Origin of the sequence: Pseudomonas fluorescens HK44 (assembly GCF_000217955.3) — a bacterium.
Taxonomy (GTDB): domain Bacteria; phylum Pseudomonadota; class Gammaproteobacteria; order Pseudomonadales; family Pseudomonadaceae; genus Aquipseudomonas; species Aquipseudomonas fluorescens_AQ.
The window spans coordinates 74,767-100,487 of the sequence record NZ_AFOY02000010.1 but is presented as its reverse complement, the minus strand read 5'-3'; the positions used below and the strand labels follow the sequence as shown (position 1 = coordinate 100,487).

Genomic DNA, 25,721 nt, shown 5'->3' with positions numbered 1-25,721 from the left:
GCCCGCGACGTGAGTCGGGGCCTTTATCGATAACGGCGCCTCAAGGCGCCGCTTTTATTCGGTTCGATTAATGGGCAGCCAGTGCTTTGGTCGCCTTGGTAGCCGCCTGCTCCTGTCCAGCCCGAGCCAGATCGTCTGCGGCCTTGAGCCAGCGCTGCGTGTCAACCTTGGCCGGAATCTGGGCTGGTCCCTGAATCAGCACCGCCCAACCGCCAGCGTTTTGGAAGGCGGATTCAAACGACTTGAAGCTCATCAGCAAACGGCGGTCCATTCCGCAACGCAGCAGCACCGTCTGCTTGTGACGGTTGTAGCCGGCGAGAATCGCGTACCTCGGTTCTTTCCAGAATGCCGAGCCCTCATTGAAACGCAGCAACACCGGGTAACCCGCCGCGACCTGGGTCAACAGCGCTGGCAGATTGCTGTCCAGCGGATACACGACCATCCCGTATTCACGCGCCAGGTTCTGCATGTTCTGCTGCAACTGCGCCTCGGCGCCCGGCAAATGCAGCGGCTTGTCGAGCAGCCCCGGGGTAATCACGATGCCTTGCTGGGAAAGCATACTGGCCAGGGATTGCGGCCCGCTTTGGTAGGCTTCGCCACGGTAAAACGGCATACCACTGAGCTCGACGCGCTCAGGCAGACGCTGGATTTCAGGTTGCACGCTCCCGGCACAACCGGCCAGGCTCAAGACACAGGCCGCGGCCAGCACGGCGCAGCGGAATCGGGAAAGTACCGGCAATATCATCACTCACTTGTTCAAGCGCCAGGCAATGGGTCTCCCGGCTTCGCTCATGATCATAGCAGCGGTATAGCCTTTAACGGCAGTCGCATGCAGTTGGTAGAGCGAACGGGTTGGAGACACATCACTTTTGGTCAATTGCCTGCAACACATCAGCGACTAGACTGATCCTTGTACAGAGCGTGTGCCCGAAGCAGGGCAAAGAGGAGGCGCTGATGAGCCTGACGATGATAATCCTGATGCTGATCAGTGGCTGGCTGGCCGTTGCCGCCGCGATGTTGTGGGGCGTATTGCGCATTACCCGCAGACACCAACATGCCTATATTCCACCTGCGGCACCCGCCAAAGCCGAGAAACCTGCCCGGCACCACGTCACAGCGCACTGATCGATTCGGTTTAAATCCCCCACCAAACAAAACGACCGTCTGCACGTTGTCGAGCGCAGACGGCCGTCGGTGTTTTACCTTACCGCTTACGCCTCAGCAGCGACCCGCTTCTCCCGAGCCCGACGCGACAGCATGTTCAGACCTTCAATCGTTGCCGAGAATGCCATGGCCGCATAGACGTAGCCTTTCGGTACGTGGGCGCCGAAACCTTCGGCGATCAGGGTCATGCCGATCATGATCAGGAAGCCCAGGGCCAGCATCACCACCGTCGGGTTGTCGTTGATGAACCTGGCCAGAGGCTCAGCCGCCAGCAACATCACCATCACCGACACCAGCACCGCGATGATCATGATCGGCAAATACTCGGTCATGCCGACAGCGGTAATGATGCTGTCGATGGAGAACACCAGGTCGAGCATCAGGATCTGACCGATTGCTGCGGCAAAACCCAATGTCACGCCGGACGTTTGCGTCTTCGGATCTTCCGGTGACGGGTCCATGCTGTGATGGATTTCAGTGGTCGCCTTCCACAACAGGAACAGACCACCGGCGATCAGGATCATGTCTTTCCACGAAAACGCGTGGTTGAACAGTTCAATCACCGGCTCAGTCAGCTGCACGATGAACGCGATGGTGCTCAGCAAACCCAGGCGCAGGACCAAGGCCATGCTGATGCCGATACGACGTGCCTTGGCACGGTGCTGCACAGGCAACTTGTTGGTCAGGATAGAGATGAAGATCAGGTTGTCGATGCCGAGCACGATTTCCATCACGATCAACGTAGCCAGGGCGACCCAGGCTGTAGGGCTTGCTGCAAGTTGTAAAAGATAGTCCATGGGTCAGTCCTGACTCGGTGTTGGATGGATTAGATTTCCTGCGACGAAGCGGGTGTTTTCTCGCTGTCGTCAGCGGGGTTTTCCTTGTGGCCAACGATGTTCCCGGTGGCATCGCTCAGCGCTTGTTCCGCCGCCTTATGCGTATCGTCGATCACCTGTCTGGCGGTTTCGGCCGCTTTGCCCATCAATTGCCGGGCGCTTTTTTCGGCCTGGTCACAGCCCGCCAGCAGCAGTGCAGAGAGGGCCAGCAACGAAGCGGCGGCCAGAGAATTGAGTTTCATCATGCGGTTCTCGATAGAGCGGACTTGACCAAGGGAGTGGCCCGTCGATAGCGAGGCATTCTAAGGAGGCAAACACTTCAGGAAAATTCGTATTTTTAGCGTATATACTTCGGTTTTTACGAATCGGCACAACGCATGCTCAATTATCGGCAATTGCACTACTTCTGGGTCGTGGCCAAAACCGGCAGCATCGTGCGTGCCTGCGAGCAACTGAACCTGACCCCGCAGACCATCAGCGGGCAGATCAGTCTGCTCGAGCAAACCTATGGGATAGAGCTGTTTCAGCGGGTCGGTCGACAACTGGAACTGACCGAGACCGGGCGACAGACGCTGCCTTACGCCGAGCAGATGTTTCAGTTGGGTGGCGAACTGGAGGCCATGCTCCGGGCGCAGCCCAATGAACAGCAGATTCCGTTTCGGGTGGGTGTCGCCGACGTGGTGCCCAAATCCATCGTCTATCGCCTGATCGCACCGACCATGGAGTTGACTGAGCCGTTACGCATCACCTGCCGCGAGGACAAACTGGAGCGCTTGCTGGCCGATCTGGCCATTCAGCGGCTGGACCTGGTGATCTCCGACAGCCCGATGCCGTCGCACCTGGACATCAAGGGTTACAGCCAGAAGCTCGGCGAATGCGGCATCAGTTTTTTCGCCACCAAGGAGCTGGCACAACGCTATGGCAAAGACTTCCCGCGTTGCCTGCACGGCGCGCCCCTGCTGATTCCAGGACAGGAAACCGTGGTGCGCAGCCGTTTGCAGCGCTGGTTCGCCGAACAGCAGATTCAGCCACGCATTGTCGGTGAGTTTGATGACAGTGCCCTGATGCAAGCATTCGGCCAGTCCGGCAGCGGGATTTTCATCGGCCCGAGCGTGATTGCCGACGAGGTGAGACGCCAATGCGGTGTCGAGTTGATCGGGCAGACCGATGCGGTGACCGAGTCGTTTTACGCGATCTCGGTGGAGCGCAAGGTCAAGCACCCCGGCATTGTCGCGATTACCGAAGGTGCCCGACGCGAGCTGTTTACCGCGCTTTAAAGCCTCAGGCGCAGACGGCCGGGGCTTTGACCTTCATCAGCAACAATGCCAATACAATCGACACCAGGATAAAACCGGCCGCCGCAAACCCCAGGCTGCCCAAGCCCAAGGTGTCGATCACGTGCCCACCGATCATCGCCCCCAAGCCGATCCCCAGATTGGCCCCGGCGATGTTCAGCGACGCAGCAAAGGCTGGCGCTTGCGGGGCAGCTTTCATCAAGCGCACGTGACTGACCAGGAACAGCGCGGCCTGAGTCACGCCCCAGATACCCATCGCCGCAGCCAGTCCCAGCGTCGAATGAATACTTGGCACCAGCGCTACCATGCCGCCGATCATGAAGCCACAGAACACCATCGACGCGATCAACGGATGGCGATCGACCATGCGCCCGCCCAGCGAGTTGCCGATCAGCCCGACCGCACCAAAGCCCATCAGGCACCAGCCGACCACGGTGCCGTTGAAACCGGCCAGCCGCTCAAGGATGTCGGCCAGATAGGTGTAAGCGGTAAACATCCCGCTGAAGACCAGAATCGACAACAGCACATGCCCTTGCATCAGTGGGCTGCGCAGAATCTTGAACTGTGAACGCAAGCTCACCTGCTGGTTGTGCAGGTTGGTTTTCGGCAAGTAGATAAACAGCAGCAGCGCCTTGGCCAAGGCAATGACCGCGAGAATGCCGAACGCCGTACGCCAGCCGAACGCATCGGAAATCAACGTACCGACGGGGATCCCGAACACGGTCGCACAGACAATCCCGAAACCGATCTTGGCAATCGCCCGCCCGGCATAGTCCGGCCCGACGATGTCCACTGCCGTTTCACTGGCCAGCGCCCAGAACACCGGCAAACCCAGCGCCGGTATCAACCGCGCGACGGCCATCACGCCAATGTTCGGCGCCATGGCCGCCAGGGTGTTCGCCAGCCCGAACATGATCAGCACGCTGATAAACAGACGCCGACGTTCAAAACGCGCGAAGTACGCGGTCAGGAATGGTCCGAAGGCGGCAACGGTAAACGCGAACAAGGTCACCAGCAGTCCCGCCTGGGAAACGCTGACATCAAGGTCACGAGCAATCGACGGTAACAGACCGACAATGATGAATTCTGTGGTCAGCACGGTAAAACCGGCGGCTGACAACAACAGGATGGGCAACAGCATGGGTAACTCCAGAAAACGACAACGCCAGCGACAGCCCAAGGGCTCACTGAGGGGAGATGAAAAAGTGGATGGCGAAGCTTAACAGAGTGTGTTCGACAGCGCTGGCGCAAACCTGACCTATCGGTTTAAACACTCGGGTGGCAGATCGTCACAGGTCTGAAGGATCACGCCTACGCTGTGATAAAGTCCGCACCCAAAAAAAACCCGCCAAGGTTCACACCTTGGCGGGTTTTTTTGTTACTGGCCGGTTTAGAACGCGCCCATGTAATCGCGCTTGCCGACTTCAACACCATTGTGACGCAGGATCGCGTAGGCGGTGGTGATGTGGAAGAAGAACTGCGGCAGGCCGTAGGTCAGCAGGTAAGCCTGGCCACTGAAGCGTTTTTCTTTCGGGGTGCCTGGGCGGGTAACGATCTCGATACCTTCCTTGCCGTTGATTTGTTCAGGCTTGATGCCGTCGATGAAGGCCAGCACCTTGGTGATCAGGGCTTGCAGCTCGGCGAAGGTTACTTCGGTGTCGTCGTACTTTGGCAGTTCGACTTCGGCCAGGCGGGCAGAAACGCCTTTGGCGAAATCAACGGCGATCTGCACCTGACGCACCAGCGGGAACATGTCCGGGTACAGACGCGCTTGCAGGAAGGCATTCGGGTCGATGTTTTTTGCCGTGGCGTGAGCTTCGGCCTTGTTCAGAACATCGCTCAACGCGTTGAGCATTTGCTTGAAGACTGGAACGGAAGCAGCGTACAGAGAAATAGTCATGGCAGTCTCGTAGGGTGGAGGGTGTTGTGAAGGGAGTAAAACGTGGGCGCGATTATAGCCCTGCTTGCAGCGACGTGCGGCGTGTCTTTGATCGCGCAGAACCGTCAACCGGTCGGCACCGCATCCATTCCCTCTAGCACCCCTGAACAAACTGCACGATGACTTCAAAGCCGTCGTGTTTACCCGTCGCGGGCGACACGAGCGTCATCGTCGCATTGACGCCCTGGGCAATCGTCAGCGCGATAGCCAGGCCAAGCCCCGAACCCTCAGCGCCGCTTTCACCTCGCACGAAGCGCTCGGTCAGGCGTTTCAATATCGGCTCAGGCACCACCGGACCGGCATTGACCACCCTCAGAAGTGCCTGACCGGAAAGGCTCACCTCAATGGGTTGATCCGGCGCGCCGTGCTTCATCGCGTTTTCGATCAGGTTGCGCACAAGAATGGCAAAAGCGTCAGGATCAATGGCCGACTGCACGCTTTGCACGGCGGGCAGAACCAGATGAACCTGCTGGCCGGCCGCGTGATTGCACTCATCCACCACATGCGCCAGTAGGGGAATAAGGTCTTGCGGCACTTCGGACAGAAGTCCGCCGCCTTCAGCCTTGGCCAGTTGCATCAGCTTTTCCGAGAGTCGCGTCAGCGCCTGAAGAGAGGCCTCGATCTTCGCGGCGCGCACTTGAAGCGGGCCCTCAGGCGCCTCGCGGCGTAACCGCTGAATGTGTGCCAGCGTCGCCGCCAACGGGGTACGCAGCTCATGGGCACTGTTGGCGGTAAAGCTGCGTTCCGTCTCCAGTGCCTTGCGCAGTCGCTCCATCAGATGGTTGACCGCCTCGGCCAACGGGTCGATTTCCGCAGGCAATCGATCCACCTTGATAGGGGACAAGTCACCGCCCCCGCGCGTCTCGATGGCCCGGCGGTACGCCCGAACGCTACGCAGGCTGACATGCACGAACAACCAGGTGCCCAGCAAGCTGATCGGAATCAGTGCCAGCAACGGCAGGAGCAACGCGAGCAAGGCCTCCTGAGCGGCTTCGCGTCGATGGGCCAAGGGCTCGGCCATCTCGATGAAAACGCCTTCGCGCGGAGCGCTGGTCCCGTACAAGCGGTACCTGGAAGTGGTCGTGAAGCCCTCCACCGGCAGCGGATTGAATATGTCAGGGTCGGCATCATGAGATTGCATCAGTATCTCGCCCCTGGCATCGCGGACCAGATACGTCAGGTATTCCTTACGCACTTTGAGCGGTGCGATATGTCGAGCCTGGCGAGGCTCGTCACGGCTGCCGATTTCGAGCACGGCCAAGGGCAGGATTCGCTGTGCCGTCTCCTCCAGTGCACTGTCGAAGGCCTCGTTCAATTCGTGTTGCACCACGACCCAGGCGCCGACGGTCGCCCCCAGCCAGAGCAGGGTCATGCCCAGCGTCAGCCCAAGCCCCAGGCGCTTTTGCAAACTCGAGGCTGGCTTCATTCCGGCATCAACCGGTAGCCCATCCCACGGACCGTCTCAATCATCTCGCGGCCCAGTTTCTTGCGCAGACGACTGATATAGACCTCGATGGTGTTGCTTTCAATTTCGGCGCCGAATGCATACAGGCGATCTTCCAGCTGGGATTTGGATAACAACGCGCCGGGGCGCTGGATGAAGGCTTCGAACAATGCCCACTCGCGCGCGGTGAGGTCCACCGTCATGCCGGCGCGCAGCACCGTGCGAGCGGTCATGTCGATCTGCAACCCGCCCACTTTGATCTGCGGATTGGGATTACCACTGTAGCGCCGCGCCACCGCCGCGACTCGGGCGGACAACTCGAAGAGATCGAAGGGTTTGACCAGATAGTCGTCAGCCCCCGCATTCAGGCCCTCAATGCGATCGGATATCTGGTCTCGAGCCGTGAGTATGATCACCGGAGTGACATCCCCTGCCCCGCGTTGCTGGCGCAAAAAATCCAGCCCGCGCCCGTCCGGCAGCATCAGGTCAAGCAAGATCAGGTCATAACGTGTGGTTCGCACGCTGGTCTGAGCGTGATCGAGGCGCTGCACCCAGTCCACTGCGTGGCCGTCATCCGCGAGTTGCTCACGTACCGCCTCGCCGAGCCCCACAGCGTCCTCAACCAATAAAACCCGCATTACAACCCTCCTGTGATGGTTCGCCGTACAACACCTTGGCTGACGAACCTGACAAAGGCCTGAATCCCCTTTCAGGTTGCTGTCAGCTTACAGGCGCAGGATTCAGCCACAACGCTTTAACGGGAATTCCACCATGAAAAAACTGACTGCTGCGGTTTGTCTCGCCACCGCCATTGCGCTGCCGGGTCTGGCCCAGGCGCGGGAAGTCACCCTGACCACCCGGCTGAAGAATTACGACGGCAATGACGCGTATCTGGCGTTTTATGTGACCGACGCCAACGGCAAATACCAGAAAACCCTGTGGGTGGCCGGCAGAAAGGCCAAGTACTACAGGCATTTGTCCGACTGGGCCCGCGGCAGCGGCTTGAACCCCAGCGAATTTGACGGGGTCAGCGGCGCCAGCGTCGGTAGCGGGCGCACCCTGAAAGTGAGCGTTGAACTGGCAGACACGCTGATCGATGCTGGCTATCAGATCCGCGTCGACAGTGCTGTCGAGAACCAACGTGAGGCGCGCTCTGATATTACCGTGCCATTGACCACCCAAGGCGCGGGAAAACCTTCGACCGGCAGCGGTTACATCGAGTCTTTTACCTACGACATGTGACACCGGCACCCCTTGGAGGCTGACCATGCTACGCCAGTTTCACTCACTGCCCGGCCTTGTCGCAGCCCTGCTGGTCATGCTGCTGGCGCTCAGCGGTGCGATCCTGTCGATCAATCCGGCCCTGGAAAGACTGAACGCGACAGTACCGGCATCCGGTCAGGTGAACGTTGCCGAGTTGGCCGGTCGAGTGGCGAACCACTACCCTGAAGTCGAAAAAATCCGCCGTACCCCCTCGGGTTCGGTCATCGTGTATTTCACCCAGGACGGCCAGACCGCTGCCGAGCGCGTCGACCCGCTGACCGGAGCGGGTGTTGCGAGCTATACGCCCTCGGCGTTCACCCGTTGGGTCAAAGACCTGCACCGCTCATTGCTGTCAGGCACACCGGGGCACGCCGCAGCCGGCATCGGTGCGCTGTTCATCTTGATACTGTCGATTTCCGGGGCTGCGCTGCTGGCACAACGCCTGGGCGGCTGGCGGCGCGTGATGCGGCCACTGCGCGGCAGTTTCAATCAGCGCTGGCACGCTGAAGTCGGGCGTTTCGCGATTCTGGGCCTGCTGTTGTCCGCGTTGACCGGGCTGTACATGTCGGCCACCACCTTCAACCTGATCTCGGACGGGACGCAACGCGAGCCGGTGTTTCCGAGCACGCTCAGCAGCGGCCCGGCAGCACCGGTCGCGACTTTGCCAGCACTGCTGGCGACTGACCTGAACGACCTGCGCGAGCTGATCTACCCCAGCGTCGGTCATCCCGAGGATGCCTTTTCGTTGGCTACCGCGCAGGGCGACGGTTATGTCGACCCCGCCAGCGGAGCACTGTTGTCTTACGAGCCCCACGACCGCATGCGTAATGCCTACGAATTCATCTACCAGTTGCATACCGGCGAAAGCCTCTGGTGGCTGGGCCTGTTCCTCGGCGTTTGCGCGCTCAGCGTGCCGTTGATGAGCATCACCGGTGCGCTACTGTGGTGGCGTCGTCGCCAGTCGCTGCCGAAAATCCCTCACAACAGTGGCGTGCAAAACGCCGACACGGTGATTCTGGTCGGGAGCGAAAGCAACACCACCTGGGGGTTTGCCAAGACCTTGCATGAGGCGTTGCACCAGACCGGCCACCGCGTCCACACCGCGCCCATGAACCGGCTCGCGGTGGAGTATCGCAGCGCCCAACGGCTGTTCATCCTGACCGCCACGACCGGCGACGGTGACGCCCCCGCCTCGGCCTCACAGTTCTTCAAACGACTGGCTAATACCCGCGCAAAGCCTGGTCTGGGTTTTGCCGTACTGGGATTTGGCGATCGGCAGTTCCCGAAATTTTGTCAGTTTGCCATGGACACTCAGGCGGCTCTGCTTGCTTCAGGCTGGCCGCAGTTGCTGGAACTTGAAACCATCAATCGCCAATCCGCCCAGGCGTTCACCCGTTGGGGCACTGCCGTTGGCCAGTTGCTGGGCCATGAACTGACGCTGGTACACACCCCGCAACTGCCGGATACCACGACCTTGGCGTTGATCGATCGCACACACTACGGCGAACACGTGAACGCCCCCACCCAGATCCTGCGTTTCAACGCAGTCGCAACGCCCCACTCACCGGGCGCGCCCAAACACAGACGCAACAACGGCCTGCCCCGGTTCCAGGCCGGAGATCTGGTTGGCGTACTGCCGCCCGGCTCCAGGGTGCCGCGCTACTACTCACTGGCCAGCGGATCGGATGACGGCGTGCTGGAAATCTGTGTGCGTAAACACACCGACGGCGTGTGTTCGGGATTGCTTCATGACTTGCCGCTGGGAGGACAGATCGAAGCCTTCATACAGCCCAATCCCGAGTTCCGTCCCGGCCCTGGAAAACTGCCGGTGATTCTCATCGGCGCCGGTACGGGGATCGGCCCCTTGGCCGGTTTTATCCGCAACAACAAAGCCCGGCACCCCATGCACTTGTACTGGGGCGGACGTCACCCGGCATCCGACTTTCTCTATGAGTCCGAGCTCAACCGCTATCTGGCGGATCAGCGCCTCACCCGGTTGCGCGCCGCCTTCTCCCAAACCCATGAACGCAGCTATGTGCAGGACCGCCTGATCGCCGACGCGCTGGCACTACGCCGGCTGATTGAAAAAGGCGCCCACGTGTTGGTGTGCGGGAGTCGCGAGATGGCCAAAGGGGTGATGAACGCCCTGGATGAAGTGCTGGCCCCGCTCGACTTGAACGTGCTGACGCTCAAAGCACAAGGACGCTACCGTGAAGATGTCTACTGAACCCCAACGCTATAGCCTGAGCGGGGAAACCATGGGCACCCGTTACAGTGCGGTGTTTTACGCCGAGCCGTCGGTGGATGAGGCCGCCATCCACAAGAGCCTGTTTGCGGCTGTCGACACAGTGGATCAACAGATGTCGACGTGGAAGGCCCAATCCGCGCTCAACCGCCTCAACGCAGCACCCGAACAGCAATGGCTGCCCATTCCCGAGGAGCTGACCACCGTCCTGGCCACGGCGCTGCGGGTGGGTCGTCAATCCAGCGGGGCGTTTGATATTGCCGTGGGCGATCTGGTCAATGCCTGGGGCTTTGGGCCTGGCGAACAACAACCCAGCGCAGCGCACATCAGTGCCTCGGACCGTCAGGGGCGTGTGCCGGCCACTCAAGCGCTGGAGATTGATCCGCTGCGCAACCTGGCCCGCAAACGCTCAGCGACTACCCTTGATCTTTCAGGCATCGCCAAGGGCTTTGCGGTGGATGAAATGGCACGTTGCCTCGATGGTTGGGGGATAACGAACTACCTGGTGGGGATTGACGGAGAAATGCGCGCACGCGGGGCCAAGCCGGGAGGCCAGTCCTGGGTCGTCGCCATTGAAAGACCCCGCCGCGGCATTCGTGAGGTCATGGGGGTGATGGAGATCAGCGATGCGGCGATTGCCACGTCCGGGGACTATCGTCACTGGATCGAGGTCGCGGGTCGGCACTACTCGCATACGATGGATCCTGGTCTCGGAGCGCCCCTGTCCAACTCACTCGCGGCAGTGACCGTGGTTGCCGCCACCTGCATGCTTGCCGATGCATGGGCCACCGCGCTGATGGTCCTGGGAGAGAAAGCCGGTCCTGAGCTTGCGCAGGAGCGCGGCATGGATGCGTTGTTCGTGGTACATGATGGCGAGCAGTTCAGGGAAATATCGGTTGTTGCCGGACGGCTCCAGGCGCAGATTGAAACTCGCTGAAACGACCAGGCCAGCGGTTGATGTATTCAGGCATTTTTTGATCGGCATCGATTCAACGACAGTGAGCAGATTTCAACGATGAAGTTCTTTCGCAGACACGCTGAATCCCATAAACATGAGCGGATCGGCTGGCTTCGGGCCTCGGTATTGGGTGCCAACGACGGCATTGTATCGACCGCCAGTCTGCTGATCGGCGTCGCCGCCGCCAATGCCACCCACAGCACGTTGCTCGTCACGGGGGTTGCCGGGCTGGTGGCGGGTGCGATGTCGATGGCGGCGGGCGAATACGTCTCCGTGCATTCCCAGGCCGATACCGAACGGGCTGATCTGTTGCGCGAACAAACAGAGCTTGAGACGGCGCCGCTTGCCGAACACCGAGAGTTGGCGGCCATCTATGTGGAGCGCGGTGTTGAACCCGAGCTGGCCAGTAAAGTCGCCACGCAGCTCATGGCACACGATGCACTGGGCTCACACGCGCGCGACGAACTGGGCATTTCCGATGCGCTCAGCGCAAAACCGCTGCAGGCGGCAATGTCCTCGGCGGCCAGCTTTGTAGTGGGCGCCGCATTGCCGCTGGGCGTAACCCTCCTCGCACCGACTGACAGTGTGATTGCCTGGATATCCGGCATGTCACTGGTATTCCTCGGCGCTTTAGGGGGCATTGCCGCCAAGGCAGGCGGCGCCAATCTGCTGATCGGCGCCTGGCGGGTGACACTGTGGGGCGCGCTGGCGATGGCCATTACTGCAGCCGTAGGCATTTCATTTGGTGCAGTTGCTTAGCGCTTATATGAAATGGACTTGGGTGTTACCCGGTCGCGGTCACCGACGAGCGACAACATTCAGGGCTTGAGTGATGCTGACAAGCCTGTGTCCGTGGAGGCATTTGTTTGGGCACCCCCACGGTGCAGAGCTGTATAAAGAGCCCGACACGATTGATCCGACCTGCTACTCTTTCATCCGATAGCAACTCAAGGGTTCGAACACGCAAAGGCCTTCCCTTTCTTTGTGACCCGCGCAGCTATTGGCCTGCCTAGGAGCCGGAAATGAAGCATGCATTTTTTGCAATGATGGCCCTACTCTTTTGCTCATCGACTATTGCCTCATCTCCAGATGGGGAGGCGCTTTACCAAGAGAACTGTAGCGCCTGCCATGGGCCTCGAGGCGTTGGGGGCTCAGCACCCAAATTGGCTGGGGATGCCAGCGAGTGGAAGTCAAAAATGTTTGAGCGGGCTGTACTGAACGGTATTGATGACCATGGGAAGCCGCTAAAGGCGCCAATGCCTCACTGGAACGTTGTCAGCTTCAAATCTGACAACGGTGCGACACCAAACAAGCTTGAGATTGATGCAATACAGCATTACCTGCATAAACAGAAGTAGTGTGATCATTTCGGACTGACGATTAAGCACCGCCTGAGTTTGTCATTCTGGCGCCAGTCAGAACCTCATATATTGGAACCTGTGTCCATTAAGCGGGTCGTCATTCCTCTGATCTAAATCAAGTCCCGGCAGCCCATTCGCGTAGACATTAAGAATCAGCGTTCATACCGCAGAATCTCTCGTCTCGTGGAGGCTTCCATGGCAACGCACGTGCAAGGTACTCAACCGACTATTCCAGGCATCACGCCTCGCCCTGCGACGGGAAGTTTGCGCCAACTGGAACCCAGGCGCCTGTCCTTGAGCCTGCTGATCGCTCTGGTGGTCGGCTCGATGATCGGCAGCGGTATTTTCAGCCTGCCCCAGAACATGGCCACCAGCGCTGGTGCCGGCGCGATCCTGATCGGCTGGTTGATCACCGGCGTCGGCATGCTGTCACTGGCACTGGTCTACCAAACCTTGTCCAACCGCCAGCCCGAACTGGATAACGGCGTGTTTGCCTATGCCCGCGCATTAGGCGGCGAATTCCTCGGTTTCAACTCGGCCTGGGGTTACTGGATCAGTGCCTGGATCGGTAACGTCAGTTATCTGGTGATTCTGTTCGCGGCGCTGAGTTACTTCTTCCCGCTATTTGGTGAAGGCAATAACAAAGCGGCCATTGCAGCGGCGTCGCTGGTGCTGTGGTCCTTGCACTGGATGATTCTGCGGGGCATGCGCACCGCAGCGCGGGCCAATGCGCTCACGACCCTGGCCAAGATCGTTCCGTTGCTGCTGTTTATCGGCCTGGTGATTGCGGCCTTCCAGCGCGAAACGTTCATGGTCGACTTCTGGGGCGCACCGGCACTGGGCAGCACCCTGGATCAGGTCAAAAGCACGATGCTGGTGACCGTCTGGGTGTTTATCGGCATCGAGGGCGCCAACGTATTCTCCGCCCGTGCGGCAGAACGTGTGAATGTGGGACGGGCCACCGTCATCGGCTTTGTCCTCACCTTGTTGCTGCTGATTGCTGTGTCGCTGTTGTCACTGGGCATTCTCAGGCAACCGGAACTGGCCGCCCTGAAAAACCCGTCGATGAGTGGCGTGCTTGAGGCAGTGGCCGGTCACTGGGGGGCGATGCTGATCAGCATTGGCCTGATCATCTCGGTCGGCGGCGCCCTGCTCGCCTGGACGCTGCTGGCGGCAGAGTCCGTGTTCACACCAGCCAAGGAAAAGGTCATGCCGGGGCCACTGGCCCTGGAAAACACCCATGGCGCGCCTGCCAATGCCTTGTGGATTACCAACGGCTGCATTCAACTGTTCCTGCTGCTGACGCTGTATTCGAGCGCCAGTTATCTGGCCCTGATCTCTCTGGCGACCTCGATGATTCTGTTGCCGTACCTGTTCAGTGGCCTGTATGCGTTGAAGCTGACGTGGCAGGGCGCGACGTATGCCGGACACAAAGCCCTGCAACTGCGCGACATGGCGATTGCCTCGGTCGCTACCCTGTATTGCTTCTGGCTGCTATTCGCCGCAGGGCCGAAATACATGCTGCTCAGCGCCCTGCTCTATGCCCCCGGCTCACTGATTTACCTGGCCACCAAACGGGCTCGCCAGGGTCAAGCGCTGAACGGCTTTGAGTGGGGATTGTTGATCGTCATCTGGGCGGCGGCCGCTTTCGCCGGCTGGATGCTGTGGTCAGGGAAACTGGCCTTGTAAGGCCAAATCAAGGGACAAGGGATCTGTTTGTTCTCGAGGCAGGCGCAGGTGTCCAAAACGTTTGCAGCCCACCTCGACATAGCCAAAGAGGAGAACTGAAAATGGCCAATTCCGTGAAAAAAGTACCGGTTCATACCGAAAAAAAAGCAAGTCCGCTCCCAGCGACGACTGACCTGTGGCGTCCTCTGCAAAAACTGCGGGAACAGGTCGATCACCTGTTCGAAGACTTCAATCGAGGTCCTTTGGGATTATCGCCATTCAGTCGTGGGCTGTTCGATGTCGAGCCTGTTTTGTCTCGTGAACTGTTCGGTTACGGCGTCCCCGCCGTGGACATTACCGAGAAAGACAAGAGCTTCGAAATCACCGCCGAACTACCCGGTATGGATCAGAAGGATGTCGAGATCAAACTGTCCAACGGCAGCTTGATCATCAAAGGCGAAAAACAGGAAGACAAGGAAGAAAAAAGAAAGGGCTATTACCTCTCCGAGCGTCACTACGGCTCCTTCGAACGGGTGTTCAACCTGCCTAAAGGGGTCGACGCCGAGAAGATCGAAGCAAGCTTCAGTAAGGGTGTGCTGAGCATATCGCTACCGAAAAAGCCCGAAGCCATGAAGCCTGAGAAAATTGTGCCAATCAAAGGCAATTGAACCGATGACCGTCCTCCTCACCTTGCCGGGAAACCGGCAAGGTTTTTTTGCATCGAACATCATGACGGGGCACACACCGCCCCCTATTGGCAGCCCGTCTATCCACTTGCCCGTGCGTATGCCTGTTTTCTGATGTGGATCAGATTTCTCCCCTGAGCGGCTCCTATTCTCAAGTTGACCCCACGGTATCGAGAGGAGCTGGAGATGAAGAAATCAGGCTTGATCGGCCAATGCCTGTTGATCGCGGCAAGTGCCTTACTGCTGCCATCAACCAGCGTTTTTGCCTACCCGCCCATGTCATCACCCGGCGGCATGATGTCCAGTCACCACTCGGATTTCGACTGGGTCAAACACACGCAGCAGACCCTGGATGATCTCAAGGGCAAGCTCAATCTCAAGCCGGAACAAATGCCGGCGTGGGATACATGGGCCGCGGGGGTGATCACGGATGCCAATCAGCAACTGGATAAGGACAAGCCCGGACGCGATGACGCGACGAGTACGCCGAAAGCCCTGATTGATGAAACGACACCGCAGAGAATGGCCAGGGGGATAGAGCGTTTGCGTGCACAAACCAACTGGATGCAGGCGCAGTTGGTGCGTCTGGACGCGGCTCAGGTTCGCACCAAAACCTTCTACGACGTCTTGGACCCCCAACAAAAGACCATTTTCGACCTGTTCTGGACGGTGATGCATCACCGTTTCTCCGGCCATGACGGTGGGCAAATGCCAATGCATAAGTTCAAACAGCGGATGGAAGGCGACCAGGACGAAACAGGCAAACAATAAACGGTACTCACTGTTCTATTGGGTAGACATCATGAATATCGACTCGGTAAAACGTTGCGCGTTGATAGGGGCGATCCTGATCGCCACAAGCCTTGCATTACCGGCCAACGCCGACCGGCACGGAGGCGGTCGTGGCGGAGCTCCATTCTGGTGGGGCATCGGTCTTGGCCTGGGCCTGGGTTGGGAGGCTGCGTACCTTCGCGGTCCGTATTACTACCCCTCCTATCCGGTTTACTACTACCCGCCCCCTGTCTATTACTACCCGGCCAACCCGCCTGCGATGGCAGCGCCCCCCAACACCCAGCCTGCGCCAAGCTGGTATTACTGCCCTTCAGCCAAAGGCTACTACCCCTATGTGCGCCAATGCCCAGAAGCATGGCGTTTGGTTCCGGGGACACCCTCCGGGCCCATACAGTGACAGGCGCAGTTGATTTCTCGGAGGTCATCCGGCACGTTGCTGACGAAAGGGAATGGAGCGTCTCAATCCCGCACCCACAGCCACTCATCCCCGGGCAGAACAGGCGCTGAGGAACGCCTTGAGTTCCTTCAGGGGACGGGTGTTGAGCACATCGGGCTTTTCCAGCCAGGCACGGCGTGCCTGAGCGACCCCATACTGCAAATAGGCGAAGTCAACGGTGCGATGCGCATCCGAGTTGATGGCAATGAGCACCCCTTCATCCTTGGCGTAGCGGCACTGCAGGTCGAACAGGTCCATGCGTTGCGGCTGCGCATTGAGTTCCAGGCAGCAACCACGCTGCCGGGCCGCCTTGATGATGACCGGCAGATCCAGGTTCAGCGGGTCGCGCTCATTGATCAGCCGGCATAGCGGGTGCGCCAGAATCGTGAAATAGCGATGATCCATGGCCCTGAGCAAGCGCTGGGTTTGTTGACGCAACGTCAGGCCGAAATGGCTGTGGACGGCGCCGACCACCAGATCCAGACGCCCGAGGATAGCGTCCGGCAGGTCCAGACTACCGTCTTCGAGAATGTCCACCTCGATGCCCTTGAGCAAGGTCACGCCCTGCAAGCGGCTGTTGAGCGCATCGATCTGGTCGATGTGCTTGAGCAACCGGTCGGCATCCAGACCATGGGCCACTCTGAGGGACCGCGAATGCTCGGTAATCGCCAGGTAGTCCAGCCCCGCCTCCCGCGCCGCAAACGCCATCTCTTCCAGGCTGTTGCCCCCATCCGAGGCGCGGGTATGAGCATGCAAATCACCTTTGAGGTCACTCAACTCAATCAGTTTGGGCAAACGACCAGCCTCTGCCGCGGCAATCTCACCACGATTTTCGCGCAGCTCCGGTGTCATCCATTCCAGCCCCAACGCCTGGTAAACAGAATGTTCGGTGGTGCCGGCCAGACATTTTTTTGCCCTGAAAACGCCATATTCACTGAGCTTGAGACCTTGCTTCTGAGCCCGCTGGCGAATCGCGATGTTATGCGCCTTGCTGCCGGTGAAATACACCAGGGCGGCGCCATAGACCGTCGGTTCGACCACCCGCAGGTCCACTTGCATGCCGGTGTCCAGTATCACGCTGGTACGGGTGCGACCCTGCGCCAGTACAGTGGCAATGTCCGGATGCTGGATAAAGTGCGCCGTGACGTCCACCGACGGCGCGGCGGCCACCAGAATATCGATATCGCCGATAGTGTCGCGCATCCGTCGCAAGCTGCCGGCAACCGTGGCCGCCTTAACGCCGGGAAGCTGTTGCAGGTACTCGGTCAGCCTCAGGGCCACCGGCGCCACAAAGGCCAATGGCAACCGGCGGTCCCTGCCGATGCCCTTCTGCGCGGCGTGCAACAATCGGGCTTCGATCTTTTCGCCGAAGCCAGGCAAATGGCGAATGCGCCCCTGTTTGGCCGCCTGACACAGTTGCTGCGCAGTTTCGATGCCCAGGTCGTGATAAAGGTGTTTGACGCGTTTGGGCCCCAGCCCGGCGATGGAAAGCAGCTCGACCAGCCCCAAGGGTAATGTCGTACGCAGCCGCTGGCGCAGTGCGCAATCGCCGGTGATGACGATTTCCTTGATCTTGCCGGCAAGGTCGACCCCGATACCGCTGAGCTTGGGCAGCGGTTCACCGCGCACGATCAGCTTCGCGACCTCAAAGGTCAAAGCCCTCAGGGTTCGCGCTGCATTGCGATAAGCCCGGATACGGAAGGGATTGGCGTCCTCGATTTCCAACAGATCGGCAATATCGTCAAAAATCGCGGCGATCCGGTCATTGCCGATCGCCTGCCCGACCTTGGCCGATGAAGAGGGCAAGGTTGGCAATGGCTCTGGAAGTGGTGCCGCAGTGAGCTTCATGGCGCAATCCCGACTCGGTGGAGGTCACTGAGTCAGGATTGCCGATCCCGCCACGCGGTCATTGATATAGATCAGACAGTGCCTGAAGGCCAGGAACCGCGACGTGCCCTCATTTTTTTGCCCCGAGCGTCGCAATGTAATGCGCGACAGAGGCGGCATCTTCATCATTCAGTGAATGAGTGACCTGCTTCATCAGAGCGCCACGCGGGCGCTGGTCAGTCTGCTGGAAAACCTTGAGCTGGCGGATCATATACTCGGCATGTTGACCCGCCAGGCGCGGAAACGGGCCATTGCCCTGGCCGTCGGCACCGTGGCAGGAGTTGCACTGAGCGACACCCGACCCAGGCAGGCCCTTGCGAAAGATCAATTCGCCGCGCGCATCAGGCTTATCGGCGTCAGCCTTCATGGGGTTCTGACTGGAAAAATAGTCTGCCAGTTCGCTGATCTGGGTCTCTGTCAAATGGGTAAATCCCCACATGTACTGCGTCCCGGTCTTATCGCTGCGGACATGGCCCTTGAAGTCAGCCAGCTGCAACTTCAGGTACTCCTTTTGCTGGCCGGCCAACTTGGGAAACATCGGCGAGACGGACTCCCCCGTCAGCCCATGGCACATGGAGCAAACCTTGTCCGCCATCGCGATACCGGACATGGGCGAGGTTTTCTCCGAGGTCTCCCCGTTCGTCCCGCTGCAACCCGTGAGCGCCACCACGCAGAGGGCAAGAAAAATCTGCGATCGATTGAAAGAACTCTTCATGCCCAATGCTTTCATGGTCTACGCCCCTGCGTTCAACTGATCAAAACGCGTACCACATATAAAGATACGTGGTGTCGTTTTCACTGGCATCACGGCCATTGCCGTCATAGTTGTTCGTTGCGCCCAAATAGCGGGTGAAATAGTTGTATTGGAGCCCGACCCTCAGACTCTGCATCGGTAACCAGAAAATCTCTGGCGTCCACATCTGTGTGTCGGGTGAAAAACTGGCGCTGTCCGGGTACGCCGTGGCATCCGAGCTGCCATTGACATTGGTATACGCCAGGCTCGCACCATATTTGGCACCGTATACATAACTGCCCTTCAACTTGAACGATCGCAGGGACGCGGGTCCGTCGAAGAGGGTCTGGGTGTGATCCCTGATTTCTTCCCTGACATAGCGTATCTGTGCCGTGAAAGCATGGGGCTCAAGGAGGTACTGATACTGGCCATCGAAGCCTACGTCCCGGTACTCGGTGCTGCCCTGGCCATGGATCGGATTGTTGGAATCATCCAGGGGCAGAATTTTGGCATTCATCGCAAAGGCGCCCACCATCACGTTTTGGGCCCCCCACTCGTAGGTATAGGCCAGCCGTGCATAAGGGCTTGAGCCATCCATGTACGTCAACGGATGGTAGGTGTCGCCCTTCTTGTTGCCCAGACTCAGAAACTGCCAGGTGTCTTTGGCGGTCTGGTAGGAGGTCAGCTCCAGATACAACGACTTGTTCAAATAAACATAGGCGCCGATACCCGCCACCTGTTGAGCCAATCCCCCTTCAATCAGCGTCGAGGCGGGGACCCCGCCGAAGGCGCCCAGGGTTGAACTGACATACGGATAGCCCCACGCAGGCGTGCTGTTCCAGACATCCTGAACCGTGGGGTTGTTATTCAATGTGACACCCCAGATGACATCTCGTGAGGCATCCCGCCGGCTGTCCGCATAACGCAGGTCAAAGTTGTCCGAACCCAGGTGGCCGACCCAATTACCCGAGGCGTCCTGATGGTCGTACGAGCTGTAGGTGAATTGGGCAAAGCCGCCGATGACATCAGTGATCTTTCCACCCAGGAACACGCTGCCGAAATCGAGTATGAATTGCTTGTCTTTGGGGGAAATCGAGCTGCCTGCACCGTCACTGTTGTTGCGCGTCGAGGTGAAGTCACCAACGATCATGGCCGCCAAGGGGTTGGTTTGTACGCCGTTGGTGTACCCCGTCAGCTTGAACAGGCGCCCATAAGGTGTCAGCTCGGGAAATTGCCCACCGGCATGGCAGGCAATGCAACTTTGTCCTGTTTGACGTGCAAAGGAAGGCAAGGCCTGCGCTGACTGACAAAACAGCAGTACTGATAGCGCCACCAGCAGGGTGCCCGGTCGCCGGAGTAACTTGATTAAAAAAGGCCACCCGAAAAAAAACGACTGCGCCACCGACTTCATCCCGCCTGCTTCGCCGTCCTTCACATTCATGTCAGCTTCCCTGAAAAGAGACTGTCGAACGATTGAATCCTGAATGGAGCCTAGCCAGACGCAGGCCATTTACAAGTGCCGTCGCGTGTTGCGCCGTTCAAGCCTGCAAAGCTCATCACGCCCATGGCGTCAGGTCATATTCAGCGGCCTGCGGGCGTGTGATGCAGACACTTTATCTTGGGGCATTGCATCCTTTGTTGACGAAACTCAATGAATCGCCCGGTTCAAGGCGTAGGAATGATCAAAGAGGCAGCCCAGAGCGCTGCAAGTCGGGTAACCCCTCTCTTATAGGGACGACACTCATGACCTCCCCTTCGCAGAAATTGCTGGAAAAACTGTACGGCCCGCGCAGCACGGTTGCCAGGACCACTATTGCCCCTCTGCTACGTCACTATGCGCAACCGCTGCCGGAATTGAATTCAGACGCCTTCGGTGAAATGTTCGACCGTTACGCCGATGCGCGCGTGGTGATGATCGGTGAGGCCAGCCATGGCACCAGCGACTTCTACCGAACCCGGGCGGCGATTACCCAAAGGCTGATTGAGCAGCACGGGTTCACGATTGTGGCGGTTGAAGCGGACTGGCCAGACGCCGGTCATGTTGACCGTTATGTCCGCGGGCTGGCCCATACAGCCTGGAAACGGCACATCTTCAGCCGATTCCCGACCTGGATGTGGCGCAACACCGACGTGAAAGCGTTCGCCCACTGGCTGCATCAATACAACCACAAGCACGCCCCCGAGCATCGAGTCGAGTTTCGCGGATTGGACGTTTACAGTTTGCGCAACTCCATTCACGAGGTCCTGAGTTATCTGGACCGGGTTGACCCGCATCTGGCACACGAAGCGCGGCGGCGCTATGGCTGTCTGACTCCCTGGCAGGATGAACCTGCGTTGTACGGCCGCTTTGTCGAAGACGGCGGTGTGATGCCCTGCGAGCAAGCGGTGGTCGAGCAGCTCAATGCCATGCTGGCCGAGCAACTGACCGGGCTTGTTCGGGACGACGAGGCGTTCTTCGATGCCACGCAAAACGCCCGGGTCGTTCGGGCGGCGGAACACTACTATCGAGCGATTTATCGAGGCTCGACCGCCTCCTGGAACCTGCGCGACCAGCACATGTTCGACACGCTGCGGGCGTTGCTTGAGCACAGGGGCCCTAACGCCAAGGCCGTTGTATGGGCCCACAACTCCCATATCGGCAATGCCGCAGCCACGGAAATGGGCTGGAAGGGGCAGTTCAATATCGGTCAGCTGTGCCGCAGCGCCTATGGGCGCGATGTTGTTCTGATCGGCATGAGCACCGACCGTGGCCAGGTGGCGGCAGCCGATGACTGGGACGCCGACATGCTCATCAAGGACATCCGGCCGTCTCGTGCCGACAGTTGGGAGCATCAGTTCCTTAAAGCCGGTGTCCCCGCGTCCTTGACCGACTGGCGAGATCCCCAGCGCGAAGACCTGCGCAAGGCGCTGTCCGAGCCCCTGCTGGAACGGGCCATCGGGGTGATTTACCGCCCCGAAAGCGAGCGCAGCAGCCACTACTTCGAGGCGGTGCTGGCCGAGCAATTTGACGCCTTGGTGTGGATTGAACAGACGCAACCGGTGACGGCACTGCCTCTACCAAAAAGCCAGGCACTGGAACCGGAAGACGAAACCTTTCCGTTTGGCGTGTGATACCGGTCAGGGGCTGACAGAGGTCTTTGGACGAGTGTCGCGCAGATGCCTCTCGAACCAGTCGCCAGCAAGTCTGGCGACTTCCTCCAGGGTGCCTGCTTCTTCAAACAGATGCGTAGCACCCTCCACCACTTCCAGACGCTGTTCACACCGCAGAACCTGACTGCTTTGGACGTTCAGATGCAATACCACCGGGTCCTCGGCTCCAACGATTTGCAAGGTCGGAGCCCTCACCAGGGACAATGCTGCGCCTGCCAGGTCGGTCCGCCCTCCTCGGCTGACCACCGCATGGACCAGGTCCGGGCGCTCGGCCGCCGCCAACAGCGCCGCAGCGGCCCCGGTGCTTGCGCCAAACAAGCCGATCCGCAGCACTTGCAGTTCCGCGTCCCGGCCAATCCAGTCGATCACCCGCACCAGTCGCCGGGAAAGCATCGCGATATCGAAACGCAGCTCCCGCGTCACGTTATCCAGGTGCTGCTCCGGCTCCGTGAGCAAATCGAACAACAACGTGCCCAGCCGCCGTCTGCCCAGAGACTCTGCAACCTGCTGGTTACGTGGGCTTGAACGGCTGCTGCCGCTGCCATGGACAAAGACCACCAGACCAATAGCATTTATCGGCAGACGCAGGTCGGCTGACAGTTCCACGTCCTCCAGGCTCAGTTTTCGATAGTTTGACTCAAGCATCGGAACCCTCCTGAAGGGCAGTGCCCGTGCTGGACTCTCGTTGCCAGGCTCGCCGCAAAAGATCGATAACCTCTTCGTCCGAGGTCTGGGTGAAGTTCACGTACCAATAGCCGATCGACATCAGCCACTCGGGAATGAGCGGACACACCAGCTCATCCACTTCGGTGCGCAGCGCCTCGACCGTCTCAAGTGGTGCCACGGGCACGGCAACGACAATGCGCGACGGTGCTTGCAGGCGCACAGCGTGGATCGCGGCCATCATCGAGGCCCCTGTCGCCAGACCGTCATCGATCAGAATCACCACCTGGTCCTTGAGTACTACCGGTGCACGCGTTGCCCGGTACAAATGCTCACGACGAGAGAGTTCCCGGGTTTCCCGTGCGACCACGGCATCAAACGTGTCCTGGTCAATCGGGTGAACCCGTAGCGCCCCTTCATTGACGATTTGTATGCCGCCGCTGGCAATGGCGCCCATGGCAAATTCCGGCTGGGACGGAACCCCCAGCTTGCGGACCAGCATCAGGTCCAGGCGAACCTCCAGGGCCGTGGCCACTTCATAGGCCACCGGAACACCGCCACGGGGCAAGGCCAGCACGATGACATCGGGTCGATGAGCGTATTTGAGCAGCGGTTCCACCAAGGTTCGACCGGCAGCAGTCCGGTCGCGCAAGATGGTATTCAGTGAGGAATTCTGGATCATTTGGAAACCTCCTGAGGCAATCGAGCCAAATCCGCACCGCCAGAACGCTGCAAGGCATCGGATACAGGACAAGTTCAGGCGTACTGCCGAGAAGCTTTTCCAGCCCATCAGCGCGTGGGAGGTGCTCAGTTGCCGGTCAACACCCGTTTTTTATTCAGATTCCTCCCATGAGGTCTCCCTGGTCTTGATTTATATCAAGTCCCCCGCGCACGCCAGAGATGCCCACCGCCATCAGCAGCGGCCCCTTGCGCTATGATCAATCTATCGGCTCTCGACGGGAGACTGCTATGCCGATCCTACCTGCGAGTCAGCGGTTGCGCGTGTACGACAGCGATGAACTCGATGGGGTACTGCAGGCGATGGCGCGCCAGGCCGCGGCACTGTTGCCGCCCGCTCAAGCGGTACTCATCGGCATCCAGCGCCGCGGCGAGCCGCTGGCACAGCGTTTACAGCAACATCTGTCCCGTCAGACCGGCCAACCGGAATTGCCTCTATACCCCCTGAAGGTCAAGCGTTATGCCGATGATCTCAGCGTGCTGCATGCACACACGCAATTGACCGAAAACCCGCTTCTGGGCGCTCTGGACCTTGCCAGCACCACCCTACTTGTTGTCGATGACGTACTGTTTGAAGGCCATTCGCTGCTGCGCACCTGCGCGTACCTGGCGCAACTCGGTGCGCGTCGGGTCTACACCGCCGTATTGGTCGATCGGCATGTCTGCCGGCAGCCGATCCATGCCGATATTGTCGGCGTGCATTTACAGGTTGCCGCCAATGACATCGTCGAATGCAACGTGCCTCCCTACGAAGCGGAGTTTTGCATCGAAGTTCTGCGTCATGGTGCCGCCCACTGACGGGGAGTGCCTCGAAGGAGCCACCACATGCTCACCGAACGCCCGCTTCTGTTTGCCCTGCAAGGCAGTGAGCACTACGCGAGCCGCGTCGCGCAACGGCTTGGCTGTCAATTGGCGCTCCACGAGGAGCGCGACTATGAAGATGGCGAGCATAAATGCCGACCGCTGGAGTCAGTCAACGGTCGTGAGGTGGTGGTGTTCCATTCCTTGTATGGGGATGACCGGCAGAGCGCAAACGACAAGCTGTGTCGGCTGCTGTTTTTTTGCGGCGCACTCAAGGATGCCGGCGCTCGCCAGGTGCAGGCCGTGACGCCCTACCTCTGCTACGGACGCAAGGATCGTCGCACCCAACCTCAGGACCCGACGATCACCCGCCACGTGGCGGCCATGATTGAAGCCTGCGGCGTGGACCGTCTGGTGGCCCTGGAAGTGCACAACCCGGCAGCGTTTGATAACGCCTTTCGCATTCCCACCTGGAACGTGCAGTGCGCGGAATTGTTCGCCCGGCATTTCGCCGGGCTGGTCGGCGACGCCGAGGTGGTCTCGGTTTCCCCGGACGCCGGCGGCACCAAGCGGGCCGAGCAGTTTCGTCAGGCTCTGGAGCGGCAATTGGGACGCGCAGTGGGTGGTGCGCTGATGGAAAAGCACCGTGGCCAAGCGACGTTCACCGGTACGCTGCTGGTGGGCGAAGTGCTGGGCAAGACCGCGATTATTTTCGACGACCTGATCAGCACCGGTGAAACGCTGATGCATGCGGGCCTTGCCTGCCAGCAGGCCGGTGCTGCCCGGTTGTTTGCAGCTGCCACCCATGGCTTGTTCACCGGTGGCAGCGACCTGCTCGACAGGCCGCTGTTTGAACACCTGGCGATCGCTGACAGCGTGCCTCCGTTTCGCCTGCCTGCCGACTGTGTCACGACCCGTTTGCACGTCCTCGACAGCACCGCCCTGATTGCCACGTTACTGGCAGAAAATGGAGCGTTTGGTACCGTCTGAGCACAGGCTGCCTCCTGCTCAGCCAATCCAGCGGATCTCAGCGTCCTTGTGCTGGACGGGCGCGGGCGCGGACTTCGGATGGCCAACGATGATGGGCGCCACTGGCCTCGATCCGGCAGGGAGGCCCAGTACATGCTTGCCCTCCGGCGTATTCAGAAAACCCTGGGCAAAACCGATCCAGCAGGTGCCGAGTCCTTCAGCGTACGCGGCAAGCATCAGATTCTCGGCAGCCAGGGCGCAGTCTTCGACGATCCACGGACCAGGCGCACTCCCCGAAATCAGGATGAGTACCGGCGCGTGATAGAAGATCTGGAAACCCGGATCGTTGAGCATCGAATAAAAGTGCTCGGACTGGGTCCCTGCGGGCACTGTCGCAAGCAGATAGGTTTTCGCTTCGCGCGAGACCCGGTCCAGCAGTTCCTGATCGCGGATCACCGTGAACGTCCACGGTTGTTGGTTGACTGCGCTGGGCGCCTGGACGGCGGCATTGATCAAACGACGAATGATGAGTTCATCAACCGCTTCTTTCGTGTATTCACGCGTCGAGCGACGGCCCGAGATTGCCTCGTTGATATTCATGGCGGCCAGCCTCAAATATTGTCGTTTCATACAGTGGCCCGCCAACGAGGATCTACTATTGATTTAGATCAAATCAAGTCAGAACCTGCCACA

Annotated in this window: 27 protein-coding genes; 14 read left to right on the top strand and 13 right to left on the bottom strand. The window is 59.4% G+C overall.

Translation table 11 applies throughout. The annotated features are described in order from the left end of the window. Positions 1 to 67: 67 nt before the first annotated feature. Positions 68 to 745 (bottom strand): peptidase C39 family protein, encoded by a 678-nt coding sequence (locus HK44_RS10640; protein WP_019692762.1) that lies wholly within the window; start codon positions 743 to 745, stop codon positions 68 to 70. Between the two features lie 209 nt (positions 746 to 954). On the opposite strand from HK44_RS10640, the gene HK44_RS10635 reads away from it, so the two are divergent. Continuing rightward, complete coding sequence (locus tag HK44_RS10635) at positions 955 to 1,125, top strand: hypothetical protein (protein ID WP_019692763.1); 171 nt, start codon at positions 955 to 957, stop codon at positions 1,123 to 1,125. 86 nt (positions 1,126 to 1,211) lie between these two features. Here the strand turns inward: HK44_RS10635 and HK44_RS10630 are convergent, their stop codons facing one another. Then, the gene (locus HK44_RS10630; RefSeq protein ID WP_019692764.1) at positions 1,212 to 1,961 is read right to left on the bottom strand and encodes a TerC family protein; all 750 of its coding nucleotides are present in this window, start codon (positions 1,959 to 1,961) and stop codon (positions 1,212 to 1,214) included. Between the two features lie 29 nt (positions 1,962 to 1,990). Continuing rightward, positions 1,991 to 2,245, bottom strand: a complete 255-nt coding sequence (locus HK44_RS10625) for a hypothetical protein (protein ID WP_019692765.1) — start codon at positions 2,243 to 2,245, stop codon at positions 1,991 to 1,993. A 132-nt stretch (positions 2,246 to 2,377) separates the two neighbouring features. Between HK44_RS10625 and nhaR the strand changes: the two genes are divergently transcribed. Continuing rightward, entirely contained in the window at positions 2,378 to 3,277 is a 900-nt protein-coding gene (gene nhaR / locus HK44_RS10620) for a transcriptional activator NhaR (protein ID WP_019692766.1), read from the top strand. 4 nt (positions 3,278 to 3,281) lie between these two features. On the opposite strand, the gene HK44_RS10615 is transcribed toward nhaR, so the two are convergent. The 4 genes from HK44_RS10615 to HK44_RS10600 form a co-directional block, all read right to left on the bottom strand. Beyond that, the gene (locus HK44_RS10615) at positions 3,282 to 4,436 is read right to left on the bottom strand and encodes an MFS transporter (RefSeq protein WP_019692767.1); all 1,155 of its coding nucleotides are present in this window, start codon (positions 4,434 to 4,436) and stop codon (positions 3,282 to 3,284) included. Positions 4,437 to 4,685: 249 nt separating this feature from the next. Next, a complete protein-coding gene (locus HK44_RS10610; RefSeq protein WP_019692768.1) occupies positions 4,686 to 5,195 on the bottom strand; it encodes a DUF1993 domain-containing protein in 510 nt (169 codons plus the stop codon). Positions 5,196 to 5,328: 133 nt separating this feature from the next. After that, positions 5,329 to 6,660 (bottom strand): sensor histidine kinase, encoded by a 1,332-nt coding sequence (locus HK44_RS10605; protein WP_019692769.1) that lies wholly within the window; start codon positions 6,658 to 6,660, stop codon positions 5,329 to 5,331. After that, positions 6,657 to 7,316, bottom strand: coding sequence for a response regulator transcription factor (locus HK44_RS10600; protein ID WP_019692770.1), 660 nt, complete (start codon positions 7,314 to 7,316; stop codon positions 6,657 to 6,659). Before HK44_RS10600 ends, HK44_RS10605 begins: the two co-directional genes overlap by 4 nt. 133 nt (positions 7,317 to 7,449) lie before the next feature. On the opposite strand from HK44_RS10600, the gene HK44_RS10595 reads away from it, so the two are divergent. The 9 genes from HK44_RS10595 to HK44_RS10555 all read left to right on the top strand — a co-directional run bounded on the left by HK44_RS10595 (position 7,450) and on the right by HK44_RS10555 (position 16,048). Then, positions 7,450 to 7,920 carry a DUF2271 domain-containing protein gene (locus HK44_RS10595; protein WP_019692771.1) on the top strand — a complete coding sequence of 157 codons (471 nt, stop codon included), beginning with the start codon at positions 7,450 to 7,452 and terminating at the stop codon, positions 7,918 to 7,920. 25 nt (positions 7,921 to 7,945) lie between these two features. After that, positions 7,946 to 10,168, top strand: coding sequence for a PepSY domain-containing protein (locus tag HK44_RS10590; RefSeq protein ID WP_019692772.1), 2,223 nt, complete (start codon positions 7,946 to 7,948; stop codon positions 10,166 to 10,168). After that, complete coding sequence (locus tag HK44_RS10585) at positions 10,158 to 11,123, top strand: FAD:protein FMN transferase (protein WP_031319386.1); 966 nt, start codon at positions 10,158 to 10,160, stop codon at positions 11,121 to 11,123. The genes HK44_RS10590 and HK44_RS10585 overlap by 11 nt, the downstream gene beginning before the upstream one ends. A gap of 78 nt (positions 11,124 to 11,201) precedes the next feature. Beyond that, entirely contained in the window at positions 11,202 to 11,903 is a 702-nt protein-coding gene (locus HK44_RS10580; protein ID WP_019692774.1) for a VIT1/CCC1 transporter family protein, read from the top strand. A 263-nt stretch (positions 11,904 to 12,166) separates the two neighbouring features. After that, positions 12,167 to 12,502 carry a c-type cytochrome gene (locus HK44_RS10575; protein WP_019692775.1) on the top strand — a complete coding sequence of 112 codons (336 nt, stop codon included), beginning with the start codon at positions 12,167 to 12,169 and terminating at the stop codon, positions 12,500 to 12,502. 198 nt (positions 12,503 to 12,700) lie between these two features. After that, a complete protein-coding gene (arcD, locus tag HK44_RS10570; protein ID WP_024264846.1) occupies positions 12,701 to 14,194 on the top strand; it encodes an arginine-ornithine antiporter in 1,494 nt (497 codons plus the stop codon). A gap of 101 nt (positions 14,195 to 14,295) precedes the next feature. Next, the gene (locus HK44_RS10565; protein WP_019692777.1) at positions 14,296 to 14,841 is read left to right on the top strand and encodes an Hsp20/alpha crystallin family protein; all 546 of its coding nucleotides are present in this window, start codon (positions 14,296 to 14,298) and stop codon (positions 14,839 to 14,841) included. Positions 14,842 to 15,045: 204 nt separating this feature from the next. Then, positions 15,046 to 15,630 carry a Spy/CpxP family protein refolding chaperone gene (locus HK44_RS10560; protein ID WP_019692778.1) on the top strand — a complete coding sequence of 195 codons (585 nt, stop codon included), beginning with the start codon at positions 15,046 to 15,048 and terminating at the stop codon, positions 15,628 to 15,630. 31 nt (positions 15,631 to 15,661) lie between these two features. Further along, the gene (locus HK44_RS10555; RefSeq protein ID WP_080690604.1) at positions 15,662 to 16,048 is read left to right on the top strand and encodes a hypothetical protein; all 387 of its coding nucleotides are present in this window, start codon (positions 15,662 to 15,664) and stop codon (positions 16,046 to 16,048) included. An 84-nt stretch (positions 16,049 to 16,132) separates the two neighbouring features. Here the strand turns inward: HK44_RS10555 and polX are convergent, their stop codons facing one another. The 3 genes from polX to HK44_RS10540 form a co-directional block, all read right to left on the bottom strand. After that, positions 16,133 to 17,935: a DNA polymerase/3'-5' exonuclease PolX gene (polX, locus tag HK44_RS10550; protein WP_019692779.1), complete on the bottom strand. Its 1,803-nt coding sequence runs from the start codon at positions 17,933 to 17,935 to the stop codon at positions 16,133 to 16,135. A 109-nt stretch (positions 17,936 to 18,044) separates the two neighbouring features. After that, on the bottom strand, positions 18,045 to 18,704 hold the full coding sequence (locus tag HK44_RS10545; protein ID WP_031319385.1) for a c-type cytochrome: 660 nt from the start codon (positions 18,702 to 18,704) through the stop codon (positions 18,045 to 18,047). A gap of 25 nt (positions 18,705 to 18,729) precedes the next feature. Further along, complete coding sequence (locus HK44_RS10540; RefSeq protein WP_019692782.1) at positions 18,730 to 20,148, bottom strand: hypothetical protein; 1,419 nt, start codon at positions 20,146 to 20,148, stop codon at positions 18,730 to 18,732. A 302-nt stretch (positions 20,149 to 20,450) separates the two neighbouring features. Here HK44_RS10540 and HK44_RS10535 point away from each other — a divergent pair, with 302 nt between their 5' ends. Beyond that, positions 20,451 to 21,818 carry an erythromycin esterase family protein gene (locus HK44_RS10535; protein ID WP_019692783.1) on the top strand — a complete coding sequence of 456 codons (1,368 nt, stop codon included), beginning with the start codon at positions 20,451 to 20,453 and terminating at the stop codon, positions 21,816 to 21,818. A 6-nt stretch (positions 21,819 to 21,824) separates the two neighbouring features. Here HK44_RS10535 and HK44_RS10530 read toward each other — a convergent pair whose 3' ends face one another. Together HK44_RS10530 and HK44_RS10525 are read right to left on the bottom strand one after the other, a co-directional pair. Continuing rightward, on the bottom strand, positions 21,825 to 22,502 hold the full coding sequence (locus tag HK44_RS10530; RefSeq protein ID WP_019692784.1) for a dienelactone hydrolase family protein: 678 nt from the start codon (positions 22,500 to 22,502) through the stop codon (positions 21,825 to 21,827). Continuing rightward, complete coding sequence (locus HK44_RS10525) at positions 22,495 to 23,202, bottom strand: phosphoribosyltransferase (protein ID WP_019692785.1); 708 nt, start codon at positions 23,200 to 23,202, stop codon at positions 22,495 to 22,497. The genes HK44_RS10530 and HK44_RS10525 overlap by 8 nt, the downstream gene beginning before the upstream one ends. A 287-nt stretch (positions 23,203 to 23,489) precedes the next feature. Between HK44_RS10525 and HK44_RS10520 the strand changes: the two genes are divergently transcribed. Then, entirely contained in the window at positions 23,490 to 24,056 is a 567-nt protein-coding gene (locus HK44_RS10520; RefSeq protein WP_019692786.1) for a phosphoribosyltransferase family protein, read from the top strand. A 27-nt stretch (positions 24,057 to 24,083) separates the two neighbouring features. Beyond that, complete coding sequence (locus HK44_RS10515; protein ID WP_019692787.1) at positions 24,084 to 25,049, top strand: ribose-phosphate diphosphokinase; 966 nt, start codon at positions 24,084 to 24,086, stop codon at positions 25,047 to 25,049. 18 nt (positions 25,050 to 25,067) lie between these two features. On the opposite strand, the gene HK44_RS10510 is transcribed toward HK44_RS10515, so the two are convergent. Then, positions 25,068 to 25,628 carry a nitroreductase family protein gene (locus HK44_RS10510; protein ID WP_019692788.1) on the bottom strand — a complete coding sequence of 187 codons (561 nt, stop codon included), beginning with the start codon at positions 25,626 to 25,628 and terminating at the stop codon, positions 25,068 to 25,070. Positions 25,629 to 25,721 lie beyond the last annotated feature (93 nt).

What these genes read in the sequence shown, in the direction of transcription:
- HK44_RS10590 (WP_019692772.1), top strand. Translation starts at nt 7,946, where the DNA reads ATGCTACGCCAGTTTCACTCACTGCCCGGCCTTGTCGCAGCCCTGCTG.
- HK44_RS10520 (WP_019692786.1), top strand. Translation starts at nt 23,490, where the DNA reads ATGCCGATCCTACCTGCGAGTCAGCGGTTGCGCGTGTACGACAGCGAT.
- HK44_RS10565 (WP_019692777.1), top strand. Translation starts at nt 14,296, where the DNA reads ATGGCCAATTCCGTGAAAAAAGTACCGGTTCATACCGAAAAAAAAGCA.
- HK44_RS10625 (WP_019692765.1), bottom strand. Translation starts at nt 2,245, where the DNA reads ATGATGAAACTCAATTCTCTGGCCGCCGCTTCGTTGCTGGCCCTCTCT.
- HK44_RS10510 (WP_019692788.1), bottom strand. Translation starts at nt 25,628, where the DNA reads ATGAATATCAACGAGGCAATCTCGGGCCGTCGCTCGACGCGTGAATAC.
- HK44_RS10540 (WP_019692782.1), bottom strand. Translation starts at nt 20,148, where the DNA reads ATGAATGTGAAGGACGGCGAAGCAGGCGGGATGAAGTCGGTGGCGCAG.
- HK44_RS10605 (WP_019692769.1), bottom strand. Translation starts at nt 6,660, where the DNA reads ATGAAGCCAGCCTCGAGTTTGCAAAAGCGCCTGGGGCTTGGGCTGACG.
- HK44_RS10555 (WP_080690604.1), top strand. Translation starts at nt 15,662, where the DNA reads ATGAATATCGACTCGGTAAAACGTTGCGCGTTGATAGGGGCGATCCTG.
- HK44_RS10575 (WP_019692775.1), top strand. Translation starts at nt 12,167, where the DNA reads ATGAAGCATGCATTTTTTGCAATGATGGCCCTACTCTTTTGCTCATCG.
- HK44_RS10580 (WP_019692774.1), top strand. Translation starts at nt 11,202, where the DNA reads ATGAAGTTCTTTCGCAGACACGCTGAATCCCATAAACATGAGCGGATC.
- HK44_RS10560 (WP_019692778.1), top strand. Translation starts at nt 15,046, where the DNA reads ATGAAGAAATCAGGCTTGATCGGCCAATGCCTGTTGATCGCGGCAAGT.
- arcD (WP_024264846.1), top strand. Translation starts at nt 12,701, where the DNA reads ATGGCAACGCACGTGCAAGGTACTCAACCGACTATTCCAGGCATCACG.
- HK44_RS10630 (WP_019692764.1), bottom strand. Translation starts at nt 1,961, where the DNA reads ATGGACTATCTTTTACAACTTGCAGCAAGCCCTACAGCCTGGGTCGCC.
- HK44_RS10595 (WP_019692771.1), top strand. Translation starts at nt 7,450, where the DNA reads ATGAAAAAACTGACTGCTGCGGTTTGTCTCGCCACCGCCATTGCGCTG.
- HK44_RS10640 (WP_019692762.1), bottom strand. Translation starts at nt 745, where the DNA reads ATGATATTGCCGGTACTTTCCCGATTCCGCTGCGCCGTGCTGGCCGCG.
- HK44_RS10610 (WP_019692768.1), bottom strand. Translation starts at nt 5,195, where the DNA reads ATGACTATTTCTCTGTACGCTGCTTCCGTTCCAGTCTTCAAGCAAATG.
- HK44_RS10635 (WP_019692763.1), top strand. Translation starts at nt 955, where the DNA reads ATGAGCCTGACGATGATAATCCTGATGCTGATCAGTGGCTGGCTGGCC.
- HK44_RS10585 (WP_031319386.1), top strand. Translation starts at nt 10,158, where the DNA reads ATGTCTACTGAACCCCAACGCTATAGCCTGAGCGGGGAAACCATGGGC.
- HK44_RS10615 (WP_019692767.1), bottom strand. Translation starts at nt 4,436, where the DNA reads ATGCTGTTGCCCATCCTGTTGTTGTCAGCCGCCGGTTTTACCGTGCTG.
- HK44_RS10525 (WP_019692785.1), bottom strand. Translation starts at nt 23,202, where the DNA reads ATGATCCAGAATTCCTCACTGAATACCATCTTGCGCGACCGGACTGCT.
- HK44_RS10515 (WP_019692787.1), top strand. Translation starts at nt 24,084, where the DNA reads ATGCTCACCGAACGCCCGCTTCTGTTTGCCCTGCAAGGCAGTGAGCAC.
- HK44_RS10545 (WP_031319385.1), bottom strand. Translation starts at nt 18,704, where the DNA reads ATGAAAGCATTGGGCATGAAGAGTTCTTTCAATCGATCGCAGATTTTT.
- HK44_RS10600 (WP_019692770.1), bottom strand. Translation starts at nt 7,316, where the DNA reads ATGCGGGTTTTATTGGTTGAGGACGCTGTGGGGCTCGGCGAGGCGGTA.
- HK44_RS10535 (WP_019692783.1), top strand. Translation starts at nt 20,451, where the DNA reads ATGACCTCCCCTTCGCAGAAATTGCTGGAAAAACTGTACGGCCCGCGC.
- polX (WP_019692779.1), bottom strand. Translation starts at nt 17,935, where the DNA reads ATGAAGCTCACTGCGGCACCACTTCCAGAGCCATTGCCAACCTTGCCC.
- nhaR (WP_019692766.1), top strand. Translation starts at nt 2,378, where the DNA reads ATGCTCAATTATCGGCAATTGCACTACTTCTGGGTCGTGGCCAAAACC.
- HK44_RS10530 (WP_019692784.1), bottom strand. Translation starts at nt 22,502, where the DNA reads ATGCTTGAGTCAAACTATCGAAAACTGAGCCTGGAGGACGTGGAACTG.